At 71.8% G+C, this 15,915-nt stretch carries 19 protein-coding genes; 7 read left to right on the forward strand and 12 right to left on the reverse strand.

All coding sequences use genetic code 11. The features are described 5' to 3' along the window. Window positions 1–9: 9 nt before the first annotated feature. On the reverse strand, window positions 10–132 hold the full coding sequence (stsA, locus tag FHX73_RS47315) for a StsA family sactipeptide RiPP (RefSeq protein WP_281292705.1): 123 nt from the start codon (window positions 130–132) through the stop codon (window positions 10–12). A 51-nt stretch (window positions 133–183) separates the two neighbouring features. Then, the gene (stsA, locus tag FHX73_RS47680) at window positions 184–312 is read right to left on the reverse strand and encodes a StsA family sactipeptide RiPP (RefSeq protein WP_425461424.1); all 129 of its coding nucleotides are present in this window, start codon (window positions 310–312) and stop codon (window positions 184–186) included. 420 nt (window positions 313–732) lie between these two features. Here stsA (FHX73_RS47680) and FHX73_RS26400 point away from each other — a divergent pair, with 420 nt between their 5' ends. Then, window positions 733–1,704 carry a LuxR C-terminal-related transcriptional regulator gene (locus FHX73_RS26400; RefSeq protein ID WP_246213729.1) on the forward strand — a complete coding sequence of 324 codons (972 nt, stop codon included), beginning with the start codon at window positions 733–735 and terminating at the stop codon, window positions 1,702–1,704. A 26-nt stretch (window positions 1,705–1,730) separates the two neighbouring features. On the opposite strand, the gene FHX73_RS26405 is transcribed toward FHX73_RS26400, so the two are convergent. Then, the gene (locus FHX73_RS26405) at window positions 1,731–2,015 is read right to left on the reverse strand and encodes a hypothetical protein (protein WP_145907752.1); all 285 of its coding nucleotides are present in this window, start codon (window positions 2,013–2,015) and stop codon (window positions 1,731–1,733) included. 446 nt (window positions 2,016–2,461) lie between these two features. Here FHX73_RS26405 and argF point away from each other — a divergent pair, with 446 nt between their 5' ends. After that, window positions 2,462–3,445: an ornithine carbamoyltransferase gene (gene argF, locus FHX73_RS26410; RefSeq protein WP_145907755.1), complete on the forward strand. Its 984-nt coding sequence runs from the start codon at window positions 2,462–2,464 to the stop codon at window positions 3,443–3,445. Window positions 3,446–3,668: 223 nt separating this feature from the next. On the opposite strand, the gene FHX73_RS26415 is transcribed toward argF, so the two are convergent. Then, complete coding sequence (locus FHX73_RS26415) at window positions 3,669–4,898, reverse strand: NAD(P)/FAD-dependent oxidoreductase (protein ID WP_145907758.1); 1,230 nt, start codon at window positions 4,896–4,898, stop codon at window positions 3,669–3,671. Window positions 4,899–5,029: 131 nt separating this feature from the next. Between FHX73_RS26415 and FHX73_RS26420 the strand changes: the two genes are divergently transcribed. Continuing rightward, the gene (locus FHX73_RS26420) at window positions 5,030–5,335 is read left to right on the forward strand and encodes a hypothetical protein (RefSeq protein ID WP_145907763.1); all 306 of its coding nucleotides are present in this window, start codon (window positions 5,030–5,032) and stop codon (window positions 5,333–5,335) included. 88 nt (window positions 5,336–5,423) lie between these two features. Here the strand turns inward: FHX73_RS26420 and FHX73_RS26425 are convergent, their stop codons facing one another. The 8 genes from FHX73_RS26425 to FHX73_RS26460 form a co-directional block, all read right to left on the reverse strand. Further along, on the reverse strand, window positions 5,424–5,648 hold the full coding sequence (locus tag FHX73_RS26425) for a DUF6126 family protein (protein WP_145907765.1): 225 nt from the start codon (window positions 5,646–5,648) through the stop codon (window positions 5,424–5,426). Then, window positions 5,645–5,968: an ArsR/SmtB family transcription factor gene (locus FHX73_RS26430; protein WP_145908542.1), complete on the reverse strand. Its 324-nt coding sequence runs from the start codon at window positions 5,966–5,968 to the stop codon at window positions 5,645–5,647. Before FHX73_RS26430 ends, FHX73_RS26425 begins: the two co-directional genes overlap by 4 nt. Before the next feature lie 170 nt (window positions 5,969–6,138). Then, the gene (gene nagB, locus FHX73_RS26435; protein ID WP_145907767.1) at window positions 6,139–6,921 is read right to left on the reverse strand and encodes a glucosamine-6-phosphate deaminase; all 783 of its coding nucleotides are present in this window, start codon (window positions 6,919–6,921) and stop codon (window positions 6,139–6,141) included. Between the two features lie 105 nt (window positions 6,922–7,026). Next, on the reverse strand, window positions 7,027–7,788 hold the full coding sequence (locus FHX73_RS26440; RefSeq protein ID WP_145907770.1) for a VOC family protein: 762 nt from the start codon (window positions 7,786–7,788) through the stop codon (window positions 7,027–7,029). 48 nt (window positions 7,789–7,836) lie between these two features. Then, entirely contained in the window at window positions 7,837–8,964 is a 1,128-nt protein-coding gene (locus FHX73_RS26445; RefSeq protein ID WP_145907775.1) for a calcium:cation antiporter, read from the reverse strand. 139 nt (window positions 8,965–9,103) lie between these two features. Continuing rightward, complete coding sequence (locus FHX73_RS26450) at window positions 9,104–9,295, reverse strand: ferredoxin (RefSeq protein WP_145907777.1); 192 nt, start codon at window positions 9,293–9,295, stop codon at window positions 9,104–9,106. A 26-nt stretch (window positions 9,296–9,321) separates the two neighbouring features. Next, a complete protein-coding gene (locus FHX73_RS26455; RefSeq protein WP_246213730.1) occupies window positions 9,322–10,560 on the reverse strand; it encodes a cytochrome P450 in 1,239 nt (412 codons plus the stop codon). Window positions 10,561–10,607: 47 nt separating this feature from the next. Then, window positions 10,608–11,840 (reverse strand): cytochrome P450, encoded by a 1,233-nt coding sequence (locus FHX73_RS26460; protein ID WP_145907780.1) that lies wholly within the window; start codon window positions 11,838–11,840, stop codon window positions 10,608–10,610. Between the two features lie 282 nt (window positions 11,841–12,122). Here FHX73_RS26460 and FHX73_RS26465 point away from each other — a divergent pair, with 282 nt between their 5' ends. Genes FHX73_RS26465 through FHX73_RS26480 form a run of 4 tightly spaced genes read left to right on the forward strand, consistent with a single transcriptional unit; the run spans window position 12,123 to window position 15,896 of the window. Then, entirely contained in the window at window positions 12,123–13,046 is a 924-nt protein-coding gene (locus tag FHX73_RS26465; RefSeq protein WP_145907783.1) for a proline iminopeptidase-family hydrolase, read from the forward strand. Window positions 13,047–13,063: 17 nt separating this feature from the next. Beyond that, entirely contained in the window at window positions 13,064–13,981 is a 918-nt protein-coding gene (locus tag FHX73_RS26470; RefSeq protein WP_145908544.1) for an ACP S-malonyltransferase, read from the forward strand. Window positions 13,982–14,037: 56 nt separating this feature from the next. Further along, a complete protein-coding gene (locus FHX73_RS26475) occupies window positions 14,038–14,289 on the forward strand; it encodes a phosphopantetheine-binding protein (RefSeq protein WP_145907786.1) in 252 nt (83 codons plus the stop codon). A 44-nt stretch (window positions 14,290–14,333) separates the two neighbouring features. Beyond that, window positions 14,334–15,896, forward strand: a complete 1,563-nt coding sequence (locus FHX73_RS26480; protein ID WP_145907788.1) for an AMP-binding protein — start codon at window positions 14,334–14,336, stop codon at window positions 15,894–15,896. Window positions 15,897–15,915 lie beyond the last annotated feature (19 nt).

Consider the following 15,915-nt stretch of genomic DNA (forward strand, 5'->3'; position numbering starts at 1 on the left):
CTCCGCCGACTACGCGTCGTCGCCGCCGCCGGCGCCCGCGCCCGCTGCCGAGTCGCAGCGGCAGCTGCAGCCGAGTTCGGCCGTGATCTCCGTGGTGGTGATCGCGGGGGTGATCCAGGTCGTGTTCGTCATCGCTCGGTACCTCCTGTTGGTCATTGGTGGAAAAGAACGGAACGGTGTCGGCTAGCCGAGGTCCATGCCGTTTCCGGAGCCGGCACCCGCACCGGCCCCCTGGCAGTCACAACTGCAGCCCAGAAGTGCGGAGAAGTCGACGGGAGAGATCTCTGGCGTGGTCCACTGGGGGTTCTTCATTTCATTCACCTCCTCCGCTGGATCGAACCGAATGGTGCGCCGGAGTTCACGGGCGGGCGAGCCGAAACCCTTCCGTTGCCCGCTCGTCGGCGTTGGTCGAAAAGCCACGGAAATCCAGTCCGAGAAGAGGGACTTTCACCGGCAGAACTACTCCCACATTGTTTCTGCTGGTTGCCGTGGATGCGCCCGCTGGGGGATGGGGGATTCCGTGGGCTCCCCGTGCCGACAAGCAAACCACCGCGCCGTGGACCCCGTCCGCAGCCTGGAACTTCAACATCATGCCGGGCACCTTCCTGCCAGTGGGCTCGGCTGGATGACCAGCTGCTCCCGCAGTGGCGAGCACGGTGCCGTGTGGACCGCGTGGGCCGTGGCGCCGCCCCAGCTCGGTACAATTGCACTGCCGAGAACGGGGGAGGTCACGTGCACAGCGCTGGCGAGATGGACCACGAGATGCTCGCTGTCTACCGGGCGGTGCTGCTGGCGCGTCAGGCGGACCACGCGGAGGTGGCCGAGCGGACCGGGCTGGCGCCGGCGCAGGTGCGGGAGGTGGCGGGTCGGCTGGTGGCGCTGTCGCTGCTGGCGCCGTCCTGGGAACTGCCGGGCACCTTCCGGGCGGTCAGCCCGGAGCGCGGGATGGAGATCCTGCGCCAGCGCGAGCAGCGCGAGTCGGCGGAGCGCCGGTACCGGATCGAGCGCAGTCAGGCGGCACTGTCGCTGCTGGTCGCGGAGTGCGAGGTCCGCGCGCGGACCGGTGCGCTGGAGGAACTGACCGGCATCGACGAGATCCGCACCCGGCTGGAGGCGCTGGCGAGTTCCTGCCGGCAGGAGTCGTTGGCCTTCCAGCCGCTGAACACGCTGAGCGAGACCGCGATCAAGGCGGGCCAGCCGCTCAACGACCGGGCGCTGGACCGCGGAGTCCGGTTCCGCACCATCTTCCTCGACGGGCTCGGGCGGGACCGGACGACGCGGGACTACACGCAGTGGCTGGTGCGCAGGGGCGGGGAGATCCGGACGGCGCCGACCCTGCCGATGCGGATGCTGATCGTGGACGGGACGACCGCGGTGCTCTCCGGCGCGGCGGACGGGTCGCCGACGGCGTTGGTGCTGCACAGTCCGCCGGTGGTGCACGCGCTGCGGGCACTGTTCGAGGCGTACTGGGAGCAGGCCACGCCGCTGGGCGGGTCGGCTGCCGCGCCGGAGAGCGGACTACGGCCGCAGGAACGGGAGTTGCTCAAGCTGCTCGCGACCGGGATGACCGACGAGGCGGTGGCCCGGGCGCTGGGCATCGGCCTGCGGACCGAACGGCGGATCGTCGCGGAGCTGATGGAGCGGTTGGGTGCGTCCAGTCGGTTCGAGGCCGGCTACCAGGCGGCGCGGCTGGAGTGGATCTGACCGGACGCGGGCCGGGGCCCGGCAGGTCAGGAGGTGCCCGAGCTCGGGGACGGGTTGACGGGGACGCAGACGCCGGCCTCCCAGATGAAGTCCACCGGGCAACTCGGCGGCGTGGTCGGGCCGGTGGACGGGTTGCCCGGGCCCGGCTGGCCGGCCGGCGTCGAAGTCGGCGCGGGAGTGGGCGTGGTGACCCCGATCGGGGCGGTGGGGACGGTCGAGGTCGGCGCGGCGGCCTCGGCGGCGGCGGTCAGCAGGCCGGTGCCCAGGGCGGCGAAGGCAAGCAAGGCGGCCAGGCGACGGGAAGGCTGCATGGTTCGGGAGCTCCTTGGGAGTCGGATGCTTCTCGTGGGGGGCAGGGGTTCTGGTGCGTTCCCCCGTGCCAACGAGCAAACCACCCGACCGCGGGCCCTGTCCGCAGCCAGGTCGTTCAAGATCCTGCCGGGCATCTTCCTGCCAGAACGCCCCCGCAGGGCCCAGTCCGTCAGTGGGAGGGATCGCTCCGGACCGACTCGTGGACGCCGCGCGCTTTCGGCTGAGGGCGGGCGGACAGCTCCTGGTCATTGCCCGCCGCGCGGCCGGCTCCCCTGATCGTGAAGGTGTGGGACCTGGCCGAGCGTCTCGACGGCGACCCAATGCACGTGCCTCGTGCCTCGTGCCTCGGTGATGGGCCTGCCGGAGCGTATCAGGCGTGCATGATAATGTGCCGAGCCGAACATCAATGCAATTTTACTAATCGTTCTGGAACCGGAGGTGGACGATGGCGGTTTCGACCCTCAAGGGCCGCAGCCTGCTCTCGCTGCGGGATTTCAGCGCAGCCGAGATCACCGAACTGCTGGAGCACGCGGGCGATCTGAAGGAGCGGGCAGCACGCGGGGAGCACCCGCCGGTGCTGGCCGGCCGGAACATCGCGCTGATATTCCTCAAGCCGTCCTGCCGCACCAGGGTCTCCTTCGTGGTGGCGGCCACTCAGTCCGGCGCCCACCCCGAGGTCTTCGGTCGTGAGGACATCCGCTTCGGCATCAAGGAGTCGGTGCGCGACATCGCCCGGGTCTTCGGGCGGGTCTTCGACGGCGTGATGTTCCGCGGGTTCGAGCACGGCACCGTGGCCGAGTTCGCCGAGTACGCGGGCGTCCCCGTCTGGAACGGGCTGTGCGACAGCTACCACCCCACCCAGGTGCTGGCCGACCTGCTGACGCTGCGCGAGTCCTTCGGCGAGCTGGCCGGACTGCCCGTCACCTACGTCGGCGACGGCCGCAACAACACGGCGACGACCCTGGCGATCGCCGCCGCCAAGCTCGGCCTGGACCTGCGGATCCTCGCGCCGGAGCAGCTCCGGCCCACCCCCGGGCTGGTCGCCGACCTACTGGCCGAGGCCGAGTCGGACCAGGCCCGGATCACCGTCACCTCGGATCCGACCGCGGCGCTGCGCGGGTCGGCGGCGGTCTACGGCGACGTCTGGGTCTCGATGGGTGAGGAGGACCGGACCGCCGAGCGGATCGCCCTGCTGCGCGACCTCAAGGTCACCGCGGGGCTGATGGCCCGCACCGGCCGCGCCGACACCGTCTACCTGCACTGCCTCCCCGCCTTCCACGGGCTCGACACCGAGACCGCGATCGACCACCCCGACATCTGCGAGGTGGACGACGAGGTCTTCGAGGGCCCGCAGAGCCGGGTGTTCGACCAGTCGGAGAACCGGATGCACACCGCGAAGGCGCTGATGCAGCTGACCGTCGCGGGCTGACCACCTGCGAGGGGGAGGGGGCGACAGCGGCTACGACGGCCACCTGTGGGAATTCGCCTCCTGGGCACGGGAGGGTCGAGCTAGAGCGAGATGCCAGCGCGGGTCGGCGCAGCGCTCCGCGCCACCCGTGACCCGCAGGCCCGACACCCGGGCGATCCGCTCCTCCGCGAGAGCGACCTTCCCCAGGGCCCCGGTGGGTGTGTCGACCGGGGCCCTGACTCCGTCAGAGCGAGCCGAGCGGCACGTTCGGGTCGGCGAGCTTCGACAGGTCCACCTGGCGGGCGGTGCGGACCAGGTCGCGGATGGGGTCGGTGACGTCCCAGACGTTCACGTTCATGCCGGCCAGCACCCGGCCGTCGCGGGTCCAGAAGGCGATGAACTCCAGGGTTCCCGGGTCGCCGCGGAAGACGACCTGGTCGTAGCCGTCCGGTTCGACGTAGCCGACGTACTCCATGCCCAGCTCGTACTGGTCGGTGTAGAAGTACGGGATCCGGTCGAAGACGACCTCCTCGCCGAGCATCGCCTTGGCCGCGGTCTGCGGTTGGTTGAGCGCGTTGGCCCAGTGCTCCACGCGGATCGGCTTGCCGTACTGGGGGTGTTGGGCGCGGGCCACGTCGCCGGCGGCGAAGATGTCGGGGTCGTCGGTGGCGAGGCCGGAGTCGGTGAGGACGCCGTCGTCGACCGGGAGGCCGGCCGCCTCGGCCAGGGCGGTGTTGGGGGCGGCGCCGATGCCGACCAGGACCGCGTCGGCGGGTACCAGGGTGCCGTCGGCCAGGCGGACGCCGGTGACGCGGCCGTCCGTGCCCTCGAAGGACTGCACGCCGATGCCGAAGCGCAGGTCGACGCCGTGCTTGCGGTGCAGGTCGGCGAAGACCTGGGCGACCTCGCGGCCGAGCACCCGGAGCAGGGGCAGCTCCAGCGCCTCCAGCACGGTGACCTCGACCCCGGCGGTGCGGGCGGCGGCGGTGGCCTCCAGGCCGATCCAGCCGGCGCCGACCACCACCAGGTGCCGTACGGTGCCGAAGAGTTCGCGCAGCCGGTCGCTCTCCTCGACGGTGCGCAGGTAGTGCACGCCGGCCAGGTCGGCGCCGGGCACCGGCAGCCGGCGCGGCGAGGCACCGGTGGCCAGCAGCAGCTTGGCGTAGCCGAGCCGGCTGCCGTCGGAGAGTTCGAGCTCGTGCGCGGCGCGGTCGATCGCGGTGACCGTGGTGCCCAGGCGCAGGTCGATCTCCTGCTCCTGGTACCACTCCCGTGGGTGGACGTAGATCTTCTCCCGGGAGTCCTTGCCCGCGAGGTAACCCTTCGACAGCGGGGGCCGCTCGTAGGGCATTTCGGTCTCGGTGCCGATCAGGACCAGCGGCCCCCGGTAGCCCTGGTTGCGCAGCGCCTCGGCCGCCTTGGCCCCGGCCAGGCTGGCGCCGACGATCACGTGGGCCGAATTCCTGCTGGTCATTCGCACTCCTCTGGGTACGGCAAGCACCCGGGCGGGCACTCTCAGCACTCACTCCCCAGTCGAACGCGCACTCACACGCGCCCGGGAGCAGGATGGAGTAGTCCGGGAGGCCCGTCCGAGGAGGTCGTTCGATGGCGACGGAGCAGCAGCGGGGCAGCAGCGGGAACGGCACCGGGAGCGGGCGGTCGGCACAGCCGCACCCGGTGCGCGACATGGTGGACGCGGCCTGGCACATCCGGCCGATCACGGTGCTGGTGATGATCGGCGCGTCGATGGGGCTCGGCCTGGTGGGCGCCCAGGTGGCGACGACCTGGGTGGTCGTGCTGTTCGCGATCTTCTGGGGCCTGACCGTTGTGGCGACCCTGGTGCTGACGGCCCGGATGCTGACGGAGCGTCAGCATCGGGACGGCGGCAGGCACCGGCGGGTGGCGCACTGAGGCGGGTCCACCGAGTGGGGCGCCGAGTGGGATGCCGAGGGCCGGGACGGGAGTCCCGGCCCTCGGTGTTGCTCGGTGGTGGTGTCGGTCAGTGCCGGTGGCTGCCCAGGTAGAAGAGGAGCATCACGAAGAACGCGAAGAAGTGGGTGCCGGCGATGTAGATGGCGGCGCGGGTCAGCGCCGCCTTCCGCTTGCTCTTCTCGTCCCGGACGGTGCCGTCCACCGGGGAGAGGACGGGTGGCACGGCAGGGGACTGGGCGGGGGTCCCGACGGGCTGCACGGCGTCCTCCGCAGCGTCCTTCGCGGCGGTCACAGGGCGGCTCCCAGGGCGTCCCGGTCGAGCTCGGGCCGCATCTCGGTGAGGATCCGCCGGGCGGCCCGGAGCAGCTCGGCGACGTCGGGCGTGCTGAGCGCGTAGACCACGGTGCTGCCCGCGCGGGTGGCGGTCACCAGGTTGCTGCGCCGCAGCACCGCGAGCTGCTGGGAGAGGCTGGACGGCTCGATCTCGATCAGCTCCAGCAGCTCGCGCACCGGACGCGGTCCGTCCTGGAGCAGCTCCAGCACCCGGATCCGGGCGGGGTGGCCGAGGGTGCGGAAGAACTCCGCCTTGGCCTGGTAGAGCGGAACCGGCACTGTGTCCTCCGTCACCGCGGCGGTGCGGTGCACCGGCGTCATCGCACCGGCATCATCCACTGGAGATGAAGAATTCTTCAAGTCCATGATCGCGGCTGCGGCGCCCGGTCCGGGAACGCCGTGGCGGGCGCCGGCCGGGGCCGGCGCCCGCCACCACGGGGGACGGTGCGTCAGATCGACTGCCAGGACGGCTTGGCGGCGTAGGTGGCGCGGAAGTAGTCGGCCAGCTTGAGGTGGGTCGCGGCGGCCTCGTCCACCACCACGGTGGCGTGCGGGTGCAGCTGCAGCGCGGAGGCCGGGACCAGGGCGGAGAGCGGGCCCTCGACGGTCTGCGCGACCGCCTCGGCCTTGGCCGCGCCGGTGGCCAGCAGCACCAGGTGGCGGGCCTCCAGGATGGTGCCGATGCCCTGGGTCAGGACGTGGTGCGGGACCTCGTCCAGGCTGTCGAAGAACCGGGCGTTGTCCACCCGGGTCTGCTCGGTCAGGGTCTTGATCCGGGTCCGCGAGGCGAGCGAGGAGCACGGCTCGTTGAAGCCGATGTGGCCGTCGGTGCCGATGCCCAGCAGCTGGAGGTCCACGCCGCCGGCCTCGGCCAGCTGCCGGTCGTAGGCGATCGCGGCGGCGGCGATGTCCTCGGCCGCGCCGTCGGGGCCGATGAAGCGCTCGCCCGGGATGCCGAGCGGCTGCAGCACCTCGCGCAGCAGCACCTCGCGGTAGGACTCGGGGTGGCCGTCGGGCAGGCCGACGTACTCGTCCAGCTGGCAGACCCGGGCCCGCGAGACGTCGAGCGTGCCCGCCTGCACCTTGGCTTCCAGGGCGCGGTAGATCGGCAGCGGCGTGGACCCGGTGGCCACGCCGAGCAGCGCGTCGGGCTTGCCGGTGAGCAGGTCCGCGATCGCCGTGGCGATCAGCTCACCGCCCGCCGCGGCGTCGGGAACGATCACAATCTCCATCTTGACCCACCGTCCGAAAGCATGTATTTAGAGGTCTAGACCAATCTGGGCGAGTTTACCGCGTCGGACGAGCCCGCCGAAACCCGGATCCCAAGGGGCGGCAGGTCAGCCGCGCGGCGGGGAGATGATGCAGAACCCGGCCCCCGAGTCGTCCCGCAGCACCGACATCCGGCCGTACGGGGAGTCGGTCGGCGGCACCACGACCTCGCCGCCCAGCTCGGCCGCCCGGGCCGCCGCCAGGTCGGTGTCGCTGACCTGGAAGTAGGTGCTCCAGAACGACCGGCTGCCGGGCGGGAGCATCGGCGGCAGGTCGCCGATGCCGCCGACCGGGGCGCCGTGCAGCTTGATCACGGTGTAGTCCAGGCCCGGCACCTCGTCGTACGCGTAGCCGAAGACCTGGAAGTAGAAGTTGCGCGCGGTCCGCGGATCGTCGGAGAGGTTCTCGTTCCAGGTGAACGAGCCAGGCTCGTTGGCCAGCCCGGATCCGGCGTGCGCCCGGGCCTGCCAGATGCCGAAGAGTGCCCCGGCCGGGTCCTGGGCCATCGCCATCCGGCCCTGGTCGAGCACGTCGAGCGGGCCGAGCAGCACCTCGCCGCCGCTGTCCCGGACCCGCTCGGCGACCGCGTCCGCGTCGTCGGCTGCCAGGTAGGTGGTCCACTGCGGGTGGCTCGCGGTGGGCTCGGGGGAGAGGCCGGCCACCCGGGTGCCGCGCATCGAGGCGAGCCGGTAGTGGCCGCCCGCCTCGCCGGTGTCGGTGTACTCCCAGCCGAACAGCCCCTGGTAGAAGGCCATCGCCTTCCCGATGTCGGTGCAGGTGAGGTCGACCCAGCAGGGCATGCCCTCGCGGTAGGCGGTCATCTTGGACATCGGCGGCTCCTCGCGGCGGGTGGGTGGTGGTGGGCGGGTGACGGTGGGTCAGGGGCTGACGGCGAGGATCACGTAGCCGGCCAGCACCGACAGGTGTACCCCGCCCTGCAGTGGGGTGGCCCGCCCCGGGATCACGGTGAGCGTGCCGACCGCGACGGTCAGCGCGAGCAGCACCAGGTGGGTCGCGTCCAGGCCGAGCACCAGCGGGCCGCTGAGCCAGATCGAGGCCAGCGCGACCGCCGGGATGGTCATCCCGATGCTGGCCATGGCCGAGCCGAGCGCCAGGTTGAGCCCGATCTGCACCTGGTCGCGCTTGGCGGCCCGGACCGCCGCGATGGTCTCCGGCAGCAGCACCAGCAGCGCGATCACCACGCCCATCACCGAGGCCGGCAGGCCGGCCGAGGTGAGCGCCGACTCGATGTTCGGCGACACCGTCTTGGCCAGCCCGACCACCGCGACCAGGGCGAGCAGCAGCAGGCCCAGGCTCGCGACGGCGGCCCGGGCGGACGGGCGCTCGGCGTGCTGCCCGTCGTCGCCCGGGGCCTCGGCCGGTTCGCTCTCCATCGGGCCGCCGCCCAGGTCCGGCGGGAGGAAGTAGTCCCGGTGCCGGACCGTCTGGGTGGTGACGAAGAGCCCGTAGAGCACCACGGCGGCCAGCGAGGCGAAGGTCAGCTGGGTGGTGGAGAACCTCGGCCCGGGGGTGCTGGTGGTGAAGGTGGGCAGCACCAGGCTGAGGGTGGCCAGGGTCGCGACGGTGGCGAGTGCGGCGCCGGTGCCCTCCGGGTTGAAGACGGCCACCCGGGAGCGCAGCGCGCCGACCAGCAGGCAGAGGCCGACGATCCCGTTGCAGGTGATCATCACGGCGGCGAAGACGGTGTCCCGGGCCAGGGTGGCGTTCTTGGCGCCGTTGTCGGCCATCAGGGTGACGATCAGGGCCACCTCGATCACCGTCACCGCCACCGCGAGGACCAGTGATCCGAGCGGTTCGCCGACACGGTGGGCCACCACCTCGGCGTGGTGCACCGCGGCCAGCACCGCGCCGACCAGGGCCAGCCCGGCGACCGCGGCCGCCACCGCGTCCAGCGAGCGGCCCCAGACCACGGCCAGCAGCAGGAAGGCCAGGGCCGGGACCAGCATGGTCCACCGGCTCAGCAGGGCGGTCAGCTTGTCAGTCATCGGGAAGAGCTTGGCAGACTGAACGTCAGAAATGGTGCATGTAGGACATTTCCGGGCTGACGTGCCGACGGCCGCACGAGGCTTTCGGGTGTGCCTCGTGCGGCCGTCGCTGTCGCCGTCTGCGCGGACGGACCCCCGGCTACTCGGTGATCCGGATGAGCCGCACCGGGCAGAGCGAGGCGGTCTGCCGGACCACCGCGTGCAGCTCGGCGGGCGGCTCCGACTGGAGCAGCGTCACGATGCCGTCCTCGTCCTGGTCGAAGACCTCCGGGGCGAGCATGACGCACTGGCCGGCCGACACGCACCGGTCGGGGTCGACGCTGACGCGCATGGCACCTCGCTCTCGGGGGTGGGCGGTCACCAGGTGACCGGGAGCTCGTGGACGCCGTAGACCAGGGCCTCGTCCTTGAAGCGGAGCTCGGACAGCGGGACGGCCAGCTTGAGTCCGGGGATGCGGCGGAACAGGGTGCCGTAGACGATCTCCAGCTCGATCCGGGCCAGGTTCTGGCCGATGCACTGGTGGATGCCGTAGCCGAAGGCGAGGTGGCTGCGGGCCTCCGCGCGGCGGATGTCCAGGGTGTCGGGGTCGGGGAAGACGCTCTCGTCGTGGTTGGCGGAGTTGTTCAGCGGCAGGATGCCCTCGCCCGCCTTGATGACGACCCCGTCGACCTCGATGTCCTCCAGTGCGACCCGGGCGGTGCCGGAGTCGGAGATGCTGAAGAACCGCAGCAGCTCCTCCACCGCGCCGGGCAGCAGCTCCGGGTCGGCCTGGACGGCGGCCAGCTGCTCCGGGTGCTCCAGCAGGCCGAGCACGCCGAGCGAGATCATGTTGGCGGTGGTCTCGTGCCCGCCGACCAGCATCAGCCGGGCCATGGTGACGATGTCGGTGTGGTCGGCGATCGGGTCCTCGCGGTTCTTCTCGATGAACCGGCTGATCAGGTCGTCGCCGGGCGCCGCCTGCTTGGCGGTGACCAGCTTGTCCAGGTAACTGTCCAGGGCCATGACCGCGGCGCCGTACTCCTGCGGGCTGATGTCGTGGTTCATCATCAGCGCCGACCACTCCTCGAACTGCGGGTGGTCCTCGTACGGGACGCCGAGCAGCTCGCAGATCACCAGCGAGGGGACGGCGAGCGCCAGCGCGGCCACCAGGTCGACCGGGCCGCCCTGGGCCAGCATCGCGTCGATCCGGGCGTCCACGATCTGCTGGACCCGGGGGCGCAGCGCGCGCATCCGCCGGGCGGTGAACTCGGGGATCAGGTAACGGCGCTGGGCGGTGTGCTCCGGCGGGTCCATGGAGAGCAGCATCAGGCGGACCTCGCGCAGCATCTCCTCGGGGATCGGGAACTGGTGCGGGTAGCCGGGCAGTTTGAGGTTGGAGCTCACCCGGGAGTCGCCGAGCACCGCCTTGACGTGCTCGTGCGTGGTGACCAGCCAGGCGGGCCGGCCGGTGACCTTGAGCACCGCCTGGGAGACCGGCTCGTGCTCGCGCAGCTCGGCGTACCGCTGCGGCGGACTGAACGGGCAGGTGCGCCGCATCGGGAAGTCGGGCAGGGCCGGGGAGCTCGGCACTTCGGCGGCCGGGTGGTGCTGGGTCATGGTGCCCTCTCGGGTTCGGGTGCGACGGTCGGAGCGGTGCGCCCGGGTCACCAGGTGACGGGCAGTTCGTACATGCCGTAGACGATCGCGTCGTCCTTGAAGCGGAGTTCGGACATCGGCACGGCCGGCTTGAGTCCGGGGATGCGGCGGAACAGGGTGCCGTAGACGATCTCCAGCTCGATCCGGGCCAGGTTCTGGCCGATGCACTGGTGGATGCCGTAGCCGAAGGCGAGGTGGCTGCGGGCCTCCGCGCGGCGGATGTCGAGGGTGTCGGGGTCGGGGAAGACGCTGCTGTCGTGGTTGGCGGAGTTGTTCAGCGGCAGGATGCCCTCGCCCGCCTTGATGACGACCCCGTCGACCTCGATGTCCTCCAGCGCGACCCGGGCGGTGCCGGCGTCGGAGATGCTGAAGAAGCGCAGCAACTCCTCGACCGCCTTGGGCAGCAGCTCGGGATCGGCCTGGACGGCGGCCAGCTGCTCCGGGTACTCCAGCAGGGCCAGGGTGCCCAGCGCGATCATGTTGGCGGTGGTCTCGTGGCCGGTGACCAGCATCAGCCGGGCCATGCTGACGATGTCGGAGTGCTCGACGGTGGGCTCCGCGCGGTTGGCCGCGATCAGCCGGCTGATCATGTCGTCGCCCGGTTCGGTCTCCTTGGCGGTGACCAACTGGTCGACGTACTGGTCGAGTTCGTAGTGCGCCAGGCCGCGCTCGGCGTCGCTGATGTCCTGGTTCATGATCTGGCCGGCCCAGTGCTCGAAGCGCGGGTGGTCCGCGTAGGGGACGCCGAGCAGCTCGCAGATCACCAGCGAGGGCACCGGCAGCGCGAGCGCGGCCACCAGGTCGACCGGGCCGCCCTCGGCCAGCATCGCGTCGATCCGGGCGTCCACGATCTGCTGGATCCGGGGGCGCAGCGCGCGCATCCGGCGCAGGCTGAACTCGGGTGCCAGCAGGCGGCGCTGGACGGTGTGCTCGGGCTGGTCCATGGAGAGGAAGGTGAGCGGGACGGTCTGCAGCAGCTCCTCGGGCACCGGCACCTGCAGCGGGTAGCCGGGCAGCTTGAGGTTGGCGCTCACCCGGGAGTCGCCGAGCACCTGCTTCATGCCCTCGTAGGTGCTGACCAGCCAGGTGGGCTTGCCGTTGACCTTGAGCACCGCCCGGGAGACCGGCTCGTCCGCGCGGAGCTCGGCGTACCGGGCCGGCGGGCTGAACGGGCAGGCGCGCGGCATCGGGAAGGCCGGCGGCTCGGTGGCCGGACGGTCCTGGTCGGCAGTCTGGGTCATGGTGCCCTCTCGAACTCTCGGACTCTCGGACTCGCTCGAACGCACTCGTACGCGAACGCATTCGTACGCGCTCGGATACGCCGCTGATCGCACGTTAGGCGGCTCGATCACCGCACCACACCCCCTGTCGACCCCTACCGCGCGGCCCGGCTCCGGGCGGTCCGCACCCCTGGTCGGCTAGGGGCCGCTAGGGGTCCAGCCGGGGCGGCGCGGCGGGCTAGCGTCGGGGCCGGACCACGATCCCGTGCACCCCGAACACGCCCGTCTACCGAGGTGGTTACCGTGCCCCTGGAGCCCAGCAGCAAGGGAACCGTCCCGTTCGGGGAGTACCGGACCTGGTACCGGGTCACCGGCGACCTGCGGGCGGACAAGCCGGCCGTGGTGGTGCTGCACGGCGGCCCCGGCAGCACCCACGACTACCTGCTGCAGCTCACCGAACTCGCCGAGCACGGCTGGCCGGTGGTGCACTACGACCAGATCGGCAACGGCGGCTCGACCCACCTGCCCGACAAGGGTGCCGAGTTCTGGAAGGTCGACCTCTTCGCCGCCGAACTGGCGAACCTGGTCGACCGGTTGGGCATCGCCGACAACTACGTGCTGTTCGGCCAGTCCTGGGGCGGCCCGCTCGCCGCCAAGCACGCGATGGGCCGGCCGGCCGGGCTGCGCGGCCTGGTGGTGGCCAACTCGCCCGCCTCCTACCCGCTGTGGCTCAGCGAGATGGCCGTGCTGCGCGCGCAGCTGCCGCCGGACGTGCAGCAGACCCTGCTGCGGCACGAGGCGGCCGAGACCTTCGACTCGCCCGAGTACCTGGCCGCCATGCGGGTCTTCTACGACCGCCACGTGTGCCGGATCCTGCCCTGGCCACGGGACTTCCTCTCCTCCTTCATGGAGATCTACAACGACCCGACCGTGTACTACACGATGAACGGGCCCAACGAGTTCCACGTGATCGGCACCCTCAAGGACTGGTCGATCATCGACGAGCTCGACGCGATCCGGACGCCGACGCTGCTGATCAGCGGCCGGTACGACGAGGCCACCCCGGTGACCATGCAGCCCTGGTTCGACCGGATCCCCAACGTGCGCTGGGAGGTCTTCGAGAACTCCAGCCACTGCCCGCACCTGGAGGAGTCGGAGCGCTTCACCGAGGTGATGCTCGGCTTCCTCGGGGAGCTGGCGCAGCCGCGGGCGGGGGAGGACCGGTGACGGCGCCGCGCACGGCGATGGTCTTCCCCGGCATGGGCCCGGCCGCCTTCGACGACGTCGGCCGGTTCATGGTGGCCAACCGCCAGGCCAGGGAACTGGTCTCGGTCGCCGACGAGGTGCTCGGCTACTCCCTGGTGGACGCCTTCCGCGAGGCCGAGGGCGACTACTCCGAGGCCGCCCAGGTGGCCTTCCTGGTCAACTGCCTGGCCAGCGCCCAGTGGGCGCACGAAACCCTCGGCGTCGAGGCCGAGGCCGTGCTCGGCCCCAGCTTCGGCGAGAAGGCCGCCGTCGCCTTCGCCCAGGCGCTCCCGCTGCCCGAGGCCGTCCGGATGACCGCCGAACTCGCCCGCTGCATGGACGAGTACTTCAACCGCGAGCACACCGACATCGTGGTGCTCTCCTTCGTCCGCACCCCCGAGGAGAAGCTGGCCGAGCTGCTCGCCGAACTGGACGCGCAGGGCGAGTGGCACGACATCTCCTGCTACGTCGACGAGGGCTTCTACATGCTCTCGCTGCGCGAAGCCCGGGTGGAGTGGCTGTCCCAACGGCTGCGCGCCATCGGCGGGATGCCGCTCTACACCATGCGGCCGCCGCTGCACTCGGGCGCCTTCGCCGGGCTGCGCGACAAGGCCGAGCGCGAGGTGATCGACACCCTGCACTTCAGCGACCCGAAGCTGCCGGTGGTGGCCGACCAGGACGGCGCGCTGCTCACCACCGCCGAGCAGGTGCGCACCATGCTGCTGGACAGCATCGTGCGTCCGCTGCGCTGGCCGGAGGCGGTGGCCGGGCTCAAGCGGTTCGGCATCGAGCGGGTCTGCGTCGCCGGCCCGGACAGCCTGTTCGGCCGGGTGCCGTGCACCACCGGGAACTTCGAGGTGCTGCCGGCCAATCCCCGGCTGGCGATGATCCCCCGGCGCCGGGCCGCCGTCGGCTGAGCAGGGCCGCCCCGACACACATCTGACGCACCATCAACGACCATGAGGGAGTCACCATGTGGGACGAGAAGTTCGAAGAGACGCTGCGCCGCTTCCTGCCCTTCCTCGCCCCGGGCGAGCAGTTGGCGGACGACGCCCCGCTGCGTGACCTGGGCCTGGACTCGCTCGGCACCGTCGAGCTGCTGGGCACCCTGGAGAACGCCTACGACATCCGCTTCCTGGACGACGCGCTGACCCGGGAGACCTTCGAGACCCCCGCCGTGCTCTGGAAGACCGTGGCGGGCCTGCTGCCCGGCACCGTGGCCTGACGGGACGGAGAGGGACGGGAGAAGGACAGGAGAAGGCCGCCACGATGGACGACACCGTGGACCTCGCCGCGGTCCTCGCTGCGGACCCCGCCGTGGACCTCGCGCTGTCCGGGCGCTTCCTGCGCGGACTCGCCAGGTCGGCGGACCGGCCCGCGCTGCTCGCGGGCGGGACCAGCCTGACCTACCGTGAGCTGCACGAGCGCGCGCTGCTGCTGGCCGGCTCGCTGCTGGCCCACCTGCCGTCGCGGCCGGGGGCGATCGGCGTGCTGGCGGGCAAGGGCCCCTCGGCGTACGCGTCGATCCTGGCCGGCCTGTACACCGGGATCACCGTGGTCCCGCTGCAGCCGGCCTTCCCCGCCGCCCGCACCCGGCAGATGATCGGCGCGAGCGGGGTCGGCGCGCTGATCGCCGACGACGACTCGCTGCCGGCGCTGGTCGCGCTGCGGGAGGAGGGCGTCGACCTGCCGGTGCTCTTCGCGCCGGGCGGTCAGCCGCAGCCGGCCATCCCGCCGGCGGCCGGCAGCGCGCTGTCGGCGCCGGTGCCGGTGCGCGCCGAGGACACCGCGTACGTCCTGTTCACCTCGGGCTCGACCGGCCGGCCCAAGGGCGTGCCGGTCACCCACGCCAACACCCGCCACTACTTCGGACTCCTCGACGAGCGGTACGACTTCGGCCCCGAGGACGTCTTCTCGCAGACCTTCGACCTGAACTTCGACTGCGCGGTGTTCGACCTGTTCTGCGCCTGGGGAGCCGGCGGCACGCTGGTCGTCCCGCCGCCGCAGGCCTACCGGGACCTGCCGCGGTTCGCCGCCGAACACGGCCTGACCGTCTGGTTCTCCACCCCCAGTGCGATCGCGCTGGTGCGGCGGATGGGGGGCCTCGGGCCGGGCGGGCTGCCCTCGCTGCGCTGGAGCTTCTTCGCCGGGGAGGCGCTGAGCTGCCAGGACGCCGGCGACTGGCTGGCGGCGGCACCCGGTTCGACGCTGGAGAACCTGTACGGGCCGACCGAGCTGACCATCACCGTCGCCGCCCACCGCTGGGCGGGCGAGGACGCGCTCAACGCGATGGTGCCGATCGGCGCGGTGCACGCCGGGCACCAGGTGCTGCTGCTCGATCCCAGCGGAGCGGAGAGCGAGCTGGAGGGCGAACTCTGCATCGCCGGACCGCAGCTGACGGCCGGTTACCTCGACTCCGGCGACGACGCGGGGCGGTTCTTCGAGCGGCTCGGGCGGCGTTTCTACCGCACCGGCGACCGGGTGCGGCGGGCGGACGGCGGCGAACTGCTCTACCTGGGCCGGGACGACGCCCAGGTGCAGGTGCTCGGGGTGCGGGTGGAACTGGCCGAGGTGGACGCCGCGGTGCGCGGCTGCCCCGGCGTGCAGGACGCCGTCACCGTGGCGGTGGCCGCGGGCGGCTCGGTGGAACTGGTGGTCTTCCACACCGGCGAGGCCGTGCCGCCGGTCCGGCTCGCCCGCGAACTGCGCCGGGTGCTGCCGGCGGCGGTCGTCCCCAAACGCTACCGGCACCTGGCCGAGTTCCCGCTGAACCCCAACCGCAAGATCGACCGCAAGCAGCTCGCACTCCAGGCCGCGACCACAGCCGAGTGAGGCCCACGATGGAGAGGAC

Origin of the sequence: Kitasatospora viridis (genome assembly GCF_007829815.1) — a bacterium.
Taxonomy (GTDB): Bacteria; Actinomycetota; Actinomycetes; order Streptomycetales; family Streptomycetaceae; genus Kitasatospora; species Kitasatospora viridis.

What these genes read in the sequence shown, in the direction of transcription:
- FHX73_RS26420 (WP_145907763.1), top strand. Translation starts at nt 5,030, where the DNA reads ATGGCGACGGAGCAGCAGCGGGGCAGCAGCGGGAACGGCACCGGGAGC.
- FHX73_RS26480 (WP_145907788.1), top strand. Translation starts at nt 14,334, where the DNA reads ATGGACGACACCGTGGACCTCGCCGCGGTCCTCGCTGCGGACCCCGCC.
- FHX73_RS26440 (WP_145907770.1), bottom strand. Translation starts at nt 7,788, where the DNA reads ATGTCCAAGATGACCGCCTACCGCGAGGGCATGCCCTGCTGGGTCGAC.
- FHX73_RS26415 (WP_145907758.1), bottom strand. Translation starts at nt 4,898, where the DNA reads ATGACCAGCAGGAATTCGGCCCACGTGATCGTCGGCGCCAGCCTGGCC.
- FHX73_RS26455 (WP_246213730.1), bottom strand. Translation starts at nt 10,560, where the DNA reads ATGACCCAGCACCACCCGGCCGCCGAAGTGCCGAGCTCCCCGGCCCTG.
- argF (WP_145907755.1), top strand. Translation starts at nt 2,462, where the DNA reads ATGGCGGTTTCGACCCTCAAGGGCCGCAGCCTGCTCTCGCTGCGGGAT.
- nagB (WP_145907767.1), bottom strand. Translation starts at nt 6,921, where the DNA reads ATGGAGATTGTGATCGTTCCCGACGCCGCGGCGGGCGGTGAGCTGATC.
- FHX73_RS26445 (WP_145907775.1), bottom strand. Translation starts at nt 8,964, where the DNA reads ATGACTGACAAGCTGACCGCCCTGCTGAGCCGGTGGACCATGCTGGTC.
- FHX73_RS26450 (WP_145907777.1), bottom strand. Translation starts at nt 9,295, where the DNA reads ATGCGCGTCAGCGTCGACCCCGACCGGTGCGTGTCGGCCGGCCAGTGC.
- FHX73_RS26470 (WP_145908544.1), top strand. Translation starts at nt 13,064, where the DNA reads ATGGTCTTCCCCGGCATGGGCCCGGCCGCCTTCGACGACGTCGGCCGG.
- FHX73_RS26460 (WP_145907780.1), bottom strand. Translation starts at nt 11,840, where the DNA reads ATGACCCAGACTGCCGACCAGGACCGTCCGGCCACCGAGCCGCCGGCC.
- FHX73_RS26475 (WP_145907786.1), top strand. Translation starts at nt 14,038, where the DNA reads ATGTGGGACGAGAAGTTCGAAGAGACGCTGCGCCGCTTCCTGCCCTTC.
- FHX73_RS26405 (WP_145907752.1), bottom strand. Translation starts at nt 2,015, where the DNA reads ATGCAGCCTTCCCGTCGCCTGGCCGCCTTGCTTGCCTTCGCCGCCCTG.
- stsA (WP_281292705.1), bottom strand. Translation starts at nt 132, where the DNA reads ATGACGAACACGACCTGGATCACCCCCGCGATCACCACCACGGAGATC.
- stsA (WP_425461424.1), bottom strand. Translation starts at nt 312, where the DNA reads ATGAAGAACCCCCAGTGGACCACGCCAGAGATCTCTCCCGTCGACTTC.